Annotated in this window: 12 protein-coding genes; 11 read left to right on the top strand and 1 reads right to left on the bottom strand. The window is 56.8% G+C overall.

All coding sequences use genetic code 11. The annotated features are described in order from the left end of the window. Window positions 1–90: 90 nt before the first annotated feature. Genes QCE79_RS34530 through QCE79_RS34540 form a run of 3 tightly spaced genes read left to right on the top strand, consistent with a single transcriptional unit; the run spans window position 91 to window position 2,145 of the window. Window positions 91–741 carry a DUF6753 family protein gene (locus QCE79_RS34530; RefSeq protein ID WP_309852285.1) on the top strand — a complete coding sequence of 217 codons (651 nt, stop codon included), beginning with the start codon at window positions 91–93 and terminating at the stop codon, window positions 739–741. 11 nt (window positions 742–752) lie between these two features. Beyond that, window positions 753–1,256 carry a hypothetical protein gene (locus QCE79_RS34535; RefSeq protein ID WP_309852288.1) on the top strand — a complete coding sequence of 168 codons (504 nt, stop codon included), beginning with the start codon at window positions 753–755 and terminating at the stop codon, window positions 1,254–1,256. 31 nt (window positions 1,257–1,287) lie between these two features. Continuing rightward, window positions 1,288–2,145: a hypothetical protein gene (locus QCE79_RS34540; protein ID WP_309852291.1), complete on the top strand. Its 858-nt coding sequence runs from the start codon at window positions 1,288–1,290 to the stop codon at window positions 2,143–2,145. A gap of 134 nt (window positions 2,146–2,279) precedes the next feature. On the opposite strand, the gene QCE79_RS34545 is transcribed toward QCE79_RS34540, so the two are convergent. Beyond that, window positions 2,280–2,456: a hypothetical protein gene (locus QCE79_RS34545; RefSeq protein ID WP_309852294.1), complete on the bottom strand. Its 177-nt coding sequence runs from the start codon at window positions 2,454–2,456 to the stop codon at window positions 2,280–2,282. A 59-nt stretch (window positions 2,457–2,515) separates the two neighbouring features. Here QCE79_RS34545 and QCE79_RS34550 point away from each other — a divergent pair, with 59 nt between their 5' ends. The 8 genes from QCE79_RS34550 (at window position 2,516) to QCE79_RS34585 (ending at window position 12,626) form a co-directional block, all read left to right on the top strand. Further along, window positions 2,516–3,694 carry a nitrilase-related carbon-nitrogen hydrolase gene (locus QCE79_RS34550; RefSeq protein ID WP_309852297.1) on the top strand — a complete coding sequence of 393 codons (1,179 nt, stop codon included), beginning with the start codon at window positions 2,516–2,518 and terminating at the stop codon, window positions 3,692–3,694. Window positions 3,695–4,778: 1,084 nt separating this feature from the next. Beyond that, window positions 4,779–5,645, top strand: a complete 867-nt coding sequence (locus QCE79_RS34555) for a replication initiation protein (protein ID WP_309852300.1) — start codon at window positions 4,779–4,781, stop codon at window positions 5,643–5,645. A gap of 200 nt (window positions 5,646–5,845) precedes the next feature. Then, window positions 5,846–6,328 carry a TcpQ domain-containing protein gene (locus QCE79_RS34560; protein ID WP_309852303.1) on the top strand — a complete coding sequence of 161 codons (483 nt, stop codon included), beginning with the start codon at window positions 5,846–5,848 and terminating at the stop codon, window positions 6,326–6,328. Between the two features lie 3 nt (window positions 6,329–6,331). Continuing rightward, complete coding sequence (locus QCE79_RS34565) at window positions 6,332–8,026, top strand: PilN family type IVB pilus formation outer membrane protein (RefSeq protein WP_309852305.1); 1,695 nt, start codon at window positions 6,332–6,334, stop codon at window positions 8,024–8,026. Between the two features lie 5 nt (window positions 8,027–8,031). Next, the gene (gene pilO2, locus QCE79_RS34570) at window positions 8,032–9,411 is read left to right on the top strand and encodes a type 4b pilus protein PilO2 (protein WP_309852308.1); all 1,380 of its coding nucleotides are present in this window, start codon (window positions 8,032–8,034) and stop codon (window positions 9,409–9,411) included. After that, window positions 9,398–9,994, top strand: a complete 597-nt coding sequence (pilP, locus tag QCE79_RS34575; protein ID WP_309852311.1) for a type IV pilus biogenesis protein PilP — start codon at window positions 9,398–9,400, stop codon at window positions 9,992–9,994. The genes pilO2 and pilP overlap by 14 nt, the downstream gene beginning before the upstream one ends. Window positions 9,995–10,005: 11 nt before the next feature. Next, window positions 10,006–11,547 (top strand): ATPase, T2SS/T4P/T4SS family, encoded by a 1,542-nt coding sequence (locus tag QCE79_RS34580; RefSeq protein WP_309852315.1) that lies wholly within the window; start codon window positions 10,006–10,008, stop codon window positions 11,545–11,547. An 8-nt stretch (window positions 11,548–11,555) separates the two neighbouring features. Beyond that, window positions 11,556–12,626, top strand: coding sequence for a type II secretion system F family protein (locus tag QCE79_RS34585; protein ID WP_309852319.1), 1,071 nt, complete (start codon window positions 11,556–11,558; stop codon window positions 12,624–12,626). Window positions 12,627–12,649: the final 23 nt, after the last annotated feature.

The following is a 12,649-nucleotide window of genomic DNA, read 5'->3' on the forward strand; positions in this document are numbered from 1 at the left end:
TAGCTAATTCGTTTACGCAAAGATTGTTGTAAGAGATTGGAGAGACAGCTTGATCGACGCCCTAGACGACGCTCTTTACACCGACTAACGATGAAACCGATCGAACAAGCATTACAAGCGCTCATCGCGCGTGAACCGACACCCGATGAAGTTGCGAAGTTCTACAAGATCAAAGAAACGTGCGGCTTTTCCGAACACGACAGCGTTTGGGCGTTGCTGCTGGCCTTTGGTCACTTCGAAATCCTGTACGGCGAGATTCCTGAGAAGATCGCTACGCAGGCACGCGGCCTTCTCGCCGATCATCGCCTTGCGCTGGAAGCTGCGGCAGAAGCGGCGGAACGTGCAGTCCGCGGCAGCATGATCGAAAACGTCACTAAGACAACGCGTGAAATGGCCGACAAAGCCATTGAAGCTGGGAAAGTCATTGCGTCGCATGGATACCGCCGCAACGTCGTCTTTGCGATCGTCGCCGCATTCGCGGTATCCACTGTGTTGATTGGCGCAGTCGCATGGGGCGCGTACAAGATCGGCACGCGCTCGGGTGCGGTCGGCGTCATGGTTGACGCGGCTTGGGCGCAGTCGGCGGAAGGTCGAGCAGCCAAAACATTCGCGCAACTCAACAACATTCGGACCATGCTCGAATGCCCCTCGAACTACCAGACTCATAAAGAAGGGAGCGCAAACTACTGTATCCCCTACGACGAGGCGACTCGGCGCAGTTTCGGCTGGCGAATTAAATAAGGAGCTTTTCGATGACCACTGTATTGATTGTTGCACTCGTCTTCGCGGTCCTGATGTGCATTGGTCTTGCGTTGTTGTGCTATTACCTGCTGGCAAAGATGGACCGGAATTTCAAGTGCCAGGAATATCTGTGGAAGCATGAGCATGCTGAGCGTGCCGAAAAGGATCAGTACCTATCGGGCGTGCTGGCCGTCTTGAACACCAATGTTGGCGGCATTAGCAAACGCATAAGCGAGAGCGCTGAGGTGGCAGAAGCCCTTCACATGCACGCGCCGGAAGTCTTCAAAAAGTGCAACGGCCTTGCTTACTGGCTTCACGCAAATGATCAGTTCCTTTCTCGCTTGTACGCGAAGGCGGCAAATGGCATTAGCCACGACCACCAGTGGCGCATTGCTGAATGGGAGAAAAGCGGTCGCGACGAAGTGTTTCGGCGCATCTACAAGAGTGCAGGTCTGACTGTCCCATCGTTCATGTCTGACGGCGCGAAAAGTGACGATCAGGCAGCTATCGCATAAGCGCTAGTCATTTAATTTAAGGAGTTTGATTATGTCTCTTTTGCCCGATCATTCCGTCGCCCAGCTAGTCATGCTGGATGGCGATGTGTGCAGCATTGCCGAACAGTCCGTATATCTGGAAACTTTCGGGTATGTGGAAGACCCGCATCAGGCGGGTATTTGGGTTTCTGCCGGCGACGACGCCGAACACGCGCAATGCAGGCTCGTGATCGCAAATGAAGGCGAGCTTTTCACTGTGTATGGTCAGGCTGTCGAGCACTATACGAACATCAACTACGTGCTGAACAAGTTCGGTTGGGCGAAAGCCAGTGTTCTCGCACGCGACAAGGATATCGAAGCGAAGCTGCTGGCTCGCCTCGTCAGCGTCGACGTGGTCACGACCTCGGACGACATGCCGGCGAGCACTCTCCAGGCAAGCATGCATCAACCCATGGATGAACTACAGGCGGCGGCGACACACGCTGATTCCCTCGTGCCCGAAGCGTCCACGCCCGTCGTGGATGAAGACATGGCCTCGACGCGTGGGTTGGATGATTCGCACCTGCGCATCGAGCAGTTGACGATCCGTTGCAACGCTGCTGAGGAACGCACGGCCGAACTCGAAAGCTCGAATGCGTCGCTCGTCAACGAGAACAACGCTCTGCGTGAGCAGTTGCATGCCGCGAACGAGAAGATCGCCGCTGCGCGCGTCTCGATTCCGGAAGACAAGTCACGCGTCGAGAAACCGAACGACGCAGGTTTGACCACGGACGCTCAGCGACTCGTGGCAGTTATCGAACGCTACGCGCTGGCCCATATCGACCTTTCCGAGTTCGTAGGTTCGCCGCTGCTCGCGGGACTTCGGGATGTTGGCTACGAGCCTCGGTTGCGACTCGTGAAGGTCGCATGAGTCGGTTTTGGTTACGGTGTTTTTCCAACGTCAGAAACGCAATGGTCTTCCGATCCGCTGGCGAGTCCGATCTGGTACGGAGCGTGGGCCGAATTACCGGGCTTTACCGCTCCCTCGCTGTTGCGATCGTCTCATTAGAGGCGTTTTCGAGTGATGAAGCCGCTGAGCTTCGTCAAGCGGATCAGATCGCGGCGAGAATCCGCGTCGTTTGCAGCGAGCTGGAACATTTGTGGGCGGTAGTCGAGGAAGGCGACGAAGACGTGCGAGCCAATGTTCCGCGTCGAATCGGTGTGCTGGAACGCGAAATACAAACTTTGCTCGGACAGGCGCGGTCGCTGGGAGCAGGCCGAGTTAATAGGGTGGATACGGGGTGGAAACGATAAAAGAACATGCGCGTATGCTCGCCTGCCCGATTGCCGCTGCGCTCGTTGGCTTGATTGCATGGAGTGGCGATGTGTCGGGCTTGTGCGCCCTTCCCTTGTTCATATTTTTATGGCGCTTCGCTCGCTCGCGTCGCTGGGCTTTTCTGACAGCCGCAGCCTATTATCTGGTTGCCGGTCGCGGGCTTATTCTCGGTGCGGGCGTTTTCTTCGGTGACGATCCTGCCCTCCCCTCATGGGCCTACGGTATAGCTATCTGGACTATGCCGAGCTTACTGCTCGCATCAGTTTGGGCCGGTCTTTGGGGCGAAAAGCATCGCCCTCTGCGCGTTCTCGCTGCCCTTCTATTCACGTCGATTCCACCTATCGGCGTTGTCGGATGGGCAAACCCGATCACCGCAGCCGGGGCGTTATTTCCCGGAACAGGATGGTTTGGTTTCGCGCTCTGTGTCGCCGCCCTCGCCTACCTAGCCCAGACTCGTCGCCCTGTTGTCGTTCTTGTCGGGCTCGCGATTTCCGCTTCGGCACTTAACGCGCGATATCACGAGCAACAAGACGCTACTTGGATGGCCGTCAACACAGATCTTGGCGCCGCACATGGTTCAGACGATGACTATGCGCGGTTGCATGCGCTCCTCGATATTGTGGATCAGCGCTCTTCAGAAAACCCCAATGTCCGCGTATTTGTCCTCCCCGAACTCGTGGGAGGCGATTGGTCAATGAACGCGATCTGGTGGCAAAGGATGGCTGGCGTCCTGACCAAGCGCGGTCAGACCGTGCTAGTCGGCGCCCTCTTGCCACTCGATCGAAACACGCACTATGAAAACGCCTTGTTCAGCGTCGGAGCGGACGGCGGTAAGTGGCTCGCGGATCGGGTGCCAGTCCCGTACTCGATGTGGAAGCCTTGGACTGAAGGCGGCGCTGACGGTCACTGGGCGGGCTCCGGCGTGCAAGATGTCGCTCAAAGGCGCGTCGCAACGCTCATTTGCTACGAGCAACTGCTTATCTGGCCGGTGCTGCACAGCTTTATACATCGGCCAACGCTGCTTGTAGGTGCCGCTAATGACTGGTGGGCTCGCGGTACAAGCATCTCCAGAATTCAGCACGAGGCGACTGCGGCGTGGGGCCGTCTGTTCTCGGTTCCCGTCGTGTGGGCGCGAAACGAATGAGCACGCGGATCACGTTATGAGGTCGCATCTGACTAGTTTTATGCGCTCGCGCGAGCCTCCCGAACGACGCCGCGAGCGAAAAGTGACAAACCGTGGCCTGCCTGCGCCGTAGCCATAGCGTTACAGGTGACGGATAGTGGCCTGACGCTCGCATTCACTTCATACAAATAACGATATGGAAAAACCCTTATAAATCAGTCACTTTCACACTCGCGATCCGATTCTGATTGGGAAAAGTCCGCATTCATTAGCAGCAAAGGTGACGCCGTGTGGCCCGCCTTTAGCTGTATGCGCCCTGAAAGGTGACGTTTTGTGGTCCGCTAAAAGCGCTCGCATCGTCGAATGCCGCTTTCCGTCGCGCCGAAAGGTGACGTTTTGTGGCCTATCGAATGTGCCGTCCAGTTGTCGGATTCACGTCCAGATCGGCGATCATTAGCGCGGATTTTCATAACAATCGAACACATAGTGCCGAATTGAGCTTTAGCGCCGGCTGATTCGCAGTCGCGTACTGGTCGACGGGGGTTCATCCAAGGTGACAGATTGTGGTCCGTCGCTCTTGGACGCTTCGCTCAGTCACTGCCCACGAGGTCACGGTCTGAATCAGTAGCGAAAGGTGACGTTTTGTGGTCCCGACTCATCAGGGAGAACCGGACAGCGAATGTCGATAAGGCGCGAAAGGTGACGTTTTATGGTCCGTGTCGCTGCTCGCACGCTGAAAGCAAGGTCCCCTGGCGCATTGCGGACGCACAACGCAGAGCGTGAGTGGTTTGTTTGCCGTTCAATGAGGAAAAATTTTAAATAAGGTGCTTTTGTAAAACACATCGTAAAGCCTTTAGTAACACCTTTTGTAAACGCATGGGGATAAGTCGGCAAACCCTTACCCAACAAGGTTTCAAGAGGATTCGAAATATGCGAAATGTGACGTTTGATGGCCGAGTGGTGACAGATCACGGTCCCTCGTGGACGGATTGTGGTCTGCATGTGACAGATTGCGGCCGTTATCCACATTGGTGACTTGAAACGTTGGTGTCACCGTTGTAAAGTGACGGCAACCGCTTGCGTCACGTTTGAACAGGAGAGTTGAGTGAACACGGACATGGTAGAGGATCGACTGGGCAGTCTGGAAGAAGCCGGCGAAGAAGAGTCGCTAGGTTCGGCTGTGCAGATCGTTGAGTCCATGCCTATCGAGATTTCGCACCTCAATCCTGACATTCTCGAAGGCGATGGCCGCGTCAAAGGCACGGTCGCCATGAGCCGAGCGCTAGTCAATGCGCAGCAAGGGCTTTCGCTCAATGAAAAGCGGCTGATGATGACGGCGCTTCGTAGCGTCGACAGCAAAAAGTCTCCGTACCATCATGGGAAAAGCGACGGATACGTGTCTGTGCGGGTTCGCGCGGACGAGTTCGCAGCTGTGGCGGCATTGTCGCCACGATCCGGAGAGAAGCAGTCGGCCGCTGCGTACAAGGGCTTGAAGGAGGCGTGTGCGAGTCTCTACGAGCGCAAGCTGACGTACATGGACGGCAAAAAGAAGGTCAACCTGCGCTGGGTCTGGAAGGCTACTTATCACGACGGCGAAGGGTGGGCAGAGATTTGTTTTTCGCCCGACCTAACGCCGCACATCTTTTTGCTGAAAAGCCGATTCGTCTCGTATCAGTTGAAGTTCGCCCAAGGGCTTCAGTCAATATATTCCTGGCGTCTGCTCGAACTGCTGATGCGCGAAAAGGATCGTGGAGTATTGCTGGTTACGGTTGATGATCTGCGTGCGACGTTGGAAATTCCTGAAACGTACCGGTTCGCAGACATCAAGCGCCGCGTGATAGACATGGCGGTCGATGAACTCAACGAGAAGGCAGATTTGGTCATCCAATGGGTGCCCCAAAAGCGCGGTCGTGCCGTGCATTCGCTTCGTTTCGAGTTCGTTGAGAATCCGCAAGGGCGTCTCGATGTGTAAGCGACTTCTGACGTTGGAAGTCGCTGAAAGCTGGTGCAGCGTCGCGATCCGGCTTTGATCAGAAAAAAAGTTTGACGCTACTGTTTGATTGTATGAGAATGATATAAATATATCCTGATAGCGAACAAGTGCTATCAGGCTTACTTGGGCGGTGTCTTTTTCTGACGTTGGAAATAGCATCGAGAAACGAAGGGACAGCGATGAAAAAACTATTGTTACCTGCTGCGCTGTTGGTCCCCTCCGTGGCGATGGCCGGAATGGTGCTCGTTGACGACGGATCGACTGCAACGCAAGCGACGGGAAGGCCGACGAGCCAGATCGTCGCGATTCCACCAACTGCGGCAGGTATTGCGCCGACGATCTTGCCGGCCGATCCGAAGGCGGCACAGCAGCCGGTTCCCGACGCGGGAATTGTGCCGATGTGGACTGCGCCTGCTGGCTCTACGCTGCGTGATTCGATCCAGAAGTGGGCTAACCAGGCGCAGTGGACTCTGGTATGGGATGCGCCTGACGGCGTGGATAAGTCCGTCAACTACCCGATCGTCGCGGCGCTTCACTTTCAGGGGTCGATCGACAAGGCGGCGGGCGATTGCATCCGACTGTATGAGCGTGCGAAGAAGCCGCTTGCGATTGAAATCAACCCGTCCCAACGACTTCTGTACGTACACCTCAAATACAGTTAAATCATGATCCGAAAATCATTTTATTTAATGTGTATGGCGGCGGTAGCGGTAGCGCTCTCCGGTTGCCAAACCTTCGAGCATGCGAGCGACATCGAGCACGCGACCGACGCAGACGCATCGAGGATCGGTGACGCGTTGAAGCGTCCGGTTGCAAATCCGAGTCAGACAGACCAGACGGTTCGCTATCTCGACAAGCAGTGGGTGTCGCTCGTCCCGATTACGGAAACGCGCGTGGCGGATGTCCCGCAACTGAATTGCAGCCTCAAGATCGTGACGGATGAACCGGTTTCGATTCTGGAATTCAGTCAGGTCATCACGAAGAAGTGCAAGATTCCTGTGCGTGTCACTCCCGATGCGCTGGCAGCGATCTACAACCGCGACCTGAGCAACGGCGAGACGAAGTCGGCACCGACTGTCGTGAATGGCCTTCCGGTTCCTGCTATCAATACGCCCAACATGGGGGCGGCTGGTTCCGCCACCATGACAGGCGATCATAAGATCGACGTCAACTACAGCGGCGATCTGAACGGACTGCTGGACATGGTCACGGCGCGCGTCGGCATCGCGTGGAAGCCTGAGAACAACGGTCGTGCGGTCATCATCTACGGCGTCGACACGAAGATGTTCAACATCCACCTGATTGCAACGGACACCGACATGAAGTCGGAATTCCAAAGCGGCACGACTCAGGTGAATGGCGTCTCTGGTTCCGGTTCGAGCGTGTCGGGTGGTGGAGGTAGCAGCGGCAGTGGCAGCGGCTCCACGAATACGATGCAAACGACCGTGGTGTCGATGAAGACTTCATTGTGGAACGACATCCAGAACGACCTCAACGCTATCGCGCCGGGTCCGGTCAATCGCGTGAGCATTTCACCGTCGACCGGTGGCATTACGGTTCGTGGTACGCCGTCTGTGCTCGATGCTGTTGCGCACTACGTGGATGCGAAGAACAAGGTTTTCGATAAGTTCGTCACGTTCAACGTGCAAGTGCTGTCGGTCACGGTGACAAACACGGACGCGGCAGGCATTAGCTGGCAGGCGCTGTACAAGACCCTCACCGGCAAGTACGGCATCGGTCTTGCAAACGCGTTCTCGGCGCCTGCCGCAGCGATTAATGGCACCTTCTCGATCCTGAACACGTCGGGCTCGCCGTGGGGCGGTACGTCCGCGATCCTGAGCGCGCTGAACGAACAAGGCAAAGCGCGACTTCTGCGCAGCACGCAATTGCCGACCATGAACCTGAACTCGGTTGCGACGCAAACCGGCGAGCAGCAAAGCTACCTCGCAAGCTCGTCGCAGACGCAGACAGCGCAAGTCGGTTCGACCACGACCTTGCAACCCGGCACGATCAACACCGGTTTCAATATCTCGATGCTGCCGAACGTTCTGGATAACAACGACATTCTGTTGCGCATGAATATCAATCTGTCGAGCCAGAAGGGGCAACCCCGGACGGTATCCAGCGGCGGATCGACCATCGAACTGCCGGACATTCTTTTGCCGCTGAACACCTCGAACACGATCAAGGTGCATGCAGGCGATACCGTGATGCTGGCCGGTCAGGACTATGACGACCAGAATTCGACGCGTGACGGGGCGGGCAGCGACAAGTTCTTCCTGCTGGGCGGCGGCGTCAATGTCACGCGCTCGCACACGATGCTCGTGGTTTTGATTACGCCGGTTCTGGCTGCGGAGTAACCATCGTGCTCAAAGCATCCCGTAGGCGCTCCAAGGGCCAAGTCCGCGACGACGCTCCGGTTCGTCAGGATCTGCAATACGTCGAAATCAACGGGCATGGCTTCGTTTCCAACCTGTTCTGGCAACCGCTGAATAACGCTCGCAGCTATATGGCGGAAGCGAAGTCGTTCGGAAAGCAGAACGGGTGGGACATCGTCGCGATTCGACGCGGCACGCGTATTCAAGCTGGTTTCGTGGATAGCGGATCGCGCAACCTGAAGGGCATGTTTAGCCTCGCAGCTTCGCTCGCCAGTGTGCTCGGTGACTCCTGGCTTGGCGCTTTCCGTTTGTCGGACGGCAGATACGCAGTGGTGGCCGTTCACGAGATGCTTATTTGCCCTGGCGTCGACCGCCTTTGCGCGACGGCAGAGCAAGCGAAGCAGATGCTTACGAACGCTCACAACACGTATTCATTCGACGCTGAATCCATCTTTGCGCCGCCTGAGTTGGAGTTTGCGTCTCAGGATCGCGACATTTATCAGTTGCTTTCCGCGAAGTCGGTGAGGAAGGAAAACCGGCTGAAGCAACTGACGTTCGGCATGTCCTCCCGTCAGCTGGTGATTGCGAGCGTCGGTGTTCTGGCGGCGCTGGGTGTCATCGGGGGATATGTCGCTTGGCATCAGCATGAACAGGAAGAGCAAGAGCGGCAGGCAGCGATTCAGCGTGCCGCAGCGAAGAAGCATCTCGATGATCTGAACGCGACCGCTCGCAGGAAGCTGGTGGAGGCTGCGCTTGCGCACCCGTGGGCAGTTCAAGCCAACGCGATGGACTTCATCGTCGCCTGTTCAAAAGTGACCAATGCGTTGCCGTTGAGCGTGAAGGGCTGGACATTCGAAAGCGCCGAGTGTGGCAGTAGTAGAGCCGTGGCGCGATTCTCACGCAATGGCGGAACGGTGGAAGAAATGCGCGTCGCCGCGCCAGAACTCTTTGGCGCGCCGGCAGTTTTCAGTGGTGGAGATGAGGCGACCGTAACGCTCGGCTTCGCAGTTCCAGCTGGTGGCGACGATGTCATTGCATCGCCGGACGACGACATGAGCACCTTCATGACGCATTTCCAGCAGATTGCAGTGACGCCGACGCTGGAAGAGCGGCCCGTGAAGATCGACCCGCCGAAGGTTCCAGACGGTCAGCCGCCGCTTGATCCTCCTATCGCAACCTGGCGGCAGTTTCATTTCGCCTTCGACGGTCCCTTGCAGCCCGTGTCGCATTTTGTTGCCGGTATGGCCACAACCGCGACGCTGGCCGGCATTCCGGGGCTTCGGATCGAGGGAATCACGACGAAGCTGAACGGCGATGACGCAACGCTTACTTGGCATGTTGAAGGAAATATCTATGCGAAAAAATAGTCATCTTATTCTCGCGCTCGTCGCGTTCGGTTTGATCGCAACGGACGCGATCGGCCAGACCGTTCCCGCGGTGGCGACGGTTGGCGACCTCGCGACAATCCAGTCCGACACTCTTCTCGGGAAGGCTCGACTCGCTAAAGAACAGGTCTACGCAGACCTGCGAAAAATCAACGGCGAAGGTCCGGGCGGCTCGGCTGCAACGGTCGATTCGGGCATTCCGCAGCTGACGCGCATCGTGGAAGCAAACGGCGTTAGCGAGGCGACGCTTTCCTACGCGAACGGAAAGATCGACGCTCGCGAGGGTGATCGTGTGCCCGGGGGATACGTGCTGATGAAAATTCATCCGGACACCTCCCTGATTCAATTGAAGGCGCGCAATGGTCGCGTCTTCGATGTTCCGGTGTCGTCCGGATCGGGTCTGTCCGCTACGCCGACCACTCCGCAGCCAGCAGCGTCGAATGGGCTGATCGTGTTGCCGCCGCCGAACCCGATGGCCGGCGCCCCAGTGCCGCAACCGCAGCCCTCTAATGTGCCGCACCTGACGCCGACTATGGCGGGCGCACCAAATTCCACCGCTCATTAAGGGGCAACGTCATGGACATGAGCGACCAGTCACACATCAGTAGTGTGGCCGAAAAGCCGACGCTGTTGCAGTCGACAAAGTATCCGCCTCCAGAAGCAGCGAAAGGGAAGGTGGCGCTCTTGTCTGACTTGACGCTGCTGGTGTGGGATTCGTACAAAACTGACCACGCTGTTATGGCGTATCAGCAACTGCTGGAACGGTACGACATCCGATTCACGATTCGCTTGGTGCCGGTGGAAGAGATTCGCGCGGCGCTTGACGTATCGAGCGCGAAAACCACTGTGCGCCGGACGGACATCAGCGACGTACAGGTAAAGGCAATCAATCTCATCAAAGACGCAGTCAAGCTCGATGCAACCGATATTCACATCCTGAACTATCAGGATAAGTCGATCATCAAGCTGCGCATTCACGGCTTGCTCTTCGTTCACCGCGAGATTGATCCGGAAGAAGGGCAAGTCCTGTGTCGTTGCATGTACGGCTCGATGTGCGATGTCGGTGACGGCAACTACAACGATCGGCTTTCGCAGGACGCGCGCCTGTCGCGCGAGACAATCAAAAGCGCGGGTCTGAACGGCGCTCGTATCGCAACGCGCCCGATGGAATACGGCAACCTTTTCGAGTTGCGCCTGTTGTACGGCAGTAGCAAGAAGCGTCACGATCTGAAGGAACTCGGCTACAACCCTCGCCAGATTGCAGCGATCAATACGATGATCCGCCGCAAGGGCGTCAACATCTTTTCCGGCGTAACGGGCTCTGGCAAATCTACTGCGCTACAGGTCGTGCTCTCGATGCTGCTGAAGCTTCATAGTGGCCGCATCAACCTGATGACGGTTGAGCAACCGCTGGAATACGTTATCGCCGGCGCGGTCCAAACCCCGCTGCTGTGCGACCTCGATGACGAAGTCCAGGTGGCGCGGGAATGGGCGCGTTCGATCGCAAACCTGATGCGACTCGATCCCGATTACCTGATGGTCGGGGAGCTTCGCGACCTCGCGTCCACGATGGCGGCGATTCAGGCCGCGATGACAGGACACGGAATGTGGACAACAACGCACGCCAAGGACGCATTTGCGACCTTCGATCGTCTCGCGGACCTCGCCGTGCCTATTCGTCGGTTGACGGACGCAAGCCTTTTCACGGGGGTCGTGAATCAATCTTTGGCTCCGGTTCTTTGCCCTGCTTGCAAACGTCCTTTTTCGAAGTTCATGAGCGACGTGTCGGAAGACTTGCGCGAGCGCGTTAGCCGATTCTGTGTGCCGGGTGGCGTCTACATCGCAGGCAATAAGAAGGATTGCCCGACGTGCGGAGGTTTGGGCATCGTGGATCGGACGGTGGTTGCGGAAGCCGTATTGACTAGCCAGTCATTGCTGAATGAATACCGTCGTGACGACGGCGGATCGGCGGCCGCGCGGTCGTACTGGGTTAATGAAATGGGCGGAATGACGAAGTGCCAACATCTGATTCAAAAGATCAATGAAGGGATAGTGGACCCATTTATGGGCGAAGAAGCGGTGTGCGGTCTTGACGAAGACAGCCTCATCATCCAATAGGGTCAAGCATGTTTTCATTGTCTAAAGAGTCGATCGACCAAGTCTGGTATTCGATGTGGTTCGGCGCAAAGCAGCGGTTGAAGCTCTACAAGAGTCTGGCAACACTGCTACGCAACAACGTCCCCTTGCGGCAGGCTTTGGTGACCTCCTACGAGGTATATAGCGACAATGGCAAGAAGCCCGATCGGATCGAGGCGATCGTTCTTCAGGATTGCATTGCTGGCGTCGACAACGGGCGCGCGCTGTCATTCATTCTCCAGCAGTGGGTTCCGTTCGATGAGCACTCAACGATAGCGACGGGGGATCGGGGCGGTAAAGTAGCGGATGCACTCATGCGGGGAGCGGAGGTTATCAAGCGCAAGGGAATGATGCGCAAGGCGCTGATAAGCGCGGTGACCTATCCGGCAATGCTTATGCTGAGCGTGGGCGGGGCGTTCTACCTTATCGCGACGAAAGTTATGCCGCGCTTGCTCATGAGCGTGAAGCCGGAAAACATGGACTCGAGCGTCCATCTGCTGTCGTGGCTTTCTTCGTTTGTGGCAGATAACGGCGCCGTGGTGCTGCTGCTTACACTCGCTGCGTCGATCGGCATTGGTTTGAGCATGCCTCGGCTGACGGGTAAAACGAGATTTTTCCTGGACAAGTTTCCGCCGTGGAGCATGTACCGGATCGTTCAAGGTGCGATCTTTCTGTACAACGTCGGCGTGCTTCTCGAAGCAAATGTCCCGAAAAAAGAGATTCTGGAAATGATGCTGGAGCGCGCGAATCCGTACATGGCCGAACGGCTCGATGGCGCGCTGCTAGGGGTCAAAAACGGGCTGGATCTCGGGCAAGCCTTGCGTGCGAGTGGATTCGAGTTCCCGAGTCGCGATGCTATCGCGTATGTGAGCGTAATCGGCAGCATGGAAGGCGGCGAGGCACAGCTGAAAGAGTTTGGCGAGGACTGGCTGGACGAAAGCGTGGACCGGCTTGCGACAGCTTCCGCGATCTTCAAACAGATCGCGATTCTGGCCGGTGGCCTGTTGATCATGGCAATCGTCCAAGGTGTGAACGCTTTGAGTAGCGGTATGTTGAACTGAGTTGTGACGTGCAGACAAAGGTT

The organism is Caballeronia sp. LZ003, assembly GCF_031451465.1.
Taxonomy (GTDB): Bacteria; Pseudomonadota; Gammaproteobacteria; order Burkholderiales; family Burkholderiaceae; genus Caballeronia.

Coding starts and splice junctions, on each gene's coding strand:
- QCE79_RS34530 (WP_309852285.1), top strand. CDS start 91: ATGAAACCGATCGAACAAGCATTACAAGCGCTCATCGCGCGTGAACCG.
- QCE79_RS34535 (WP_309852288.1), top strand. CDS start 753: ATGACCACTGTATTGATTGTTGCACTCGTCTTCGCGGTCCTGATGTGC.
- QCE79_RS34540 (WP_309852291.1), top strand. CDS start 1,288: ATGTCTCTTTTGCCCGATCATTCCGTCGCCCAGCTAGTCATGCTGGAT.
- QCE79_RS34560 (WP_309852303.1), top strand. CDS start 5,846: ATGAAAAAACTATTGTTACCTGCTGCGCTGTTGGTCCCCTCCGTGGCG.
- QCE79_RS34565 (WP_309852305.1), top strand. CDS start 6,332: ATGATCCGAAAATCATTTTATTTAATGTGTATGGCGGCGGTAGCGGTA.
- pilP (WP_309852311.1), top strand. CDS start 9,398: ATGCGAAAAAATAGTCATCTTATTCTCGCGCTCGTCGCGTTCGGTTTG.
- QCE79_RS34580 (WP_309852315.1), top strand. CDS start 10,006: ATGGACATGAGCGACCAGTCACACATCAGTAGTGTGGCCGAAAAGCCG.
- QCE79_RS34585 (WP_309852319.1), top strand. CDS start 11,556: ATGTTTTCATTGTCTAAAGAGTCGATCGACCAAGTCTGGTATTCGATG.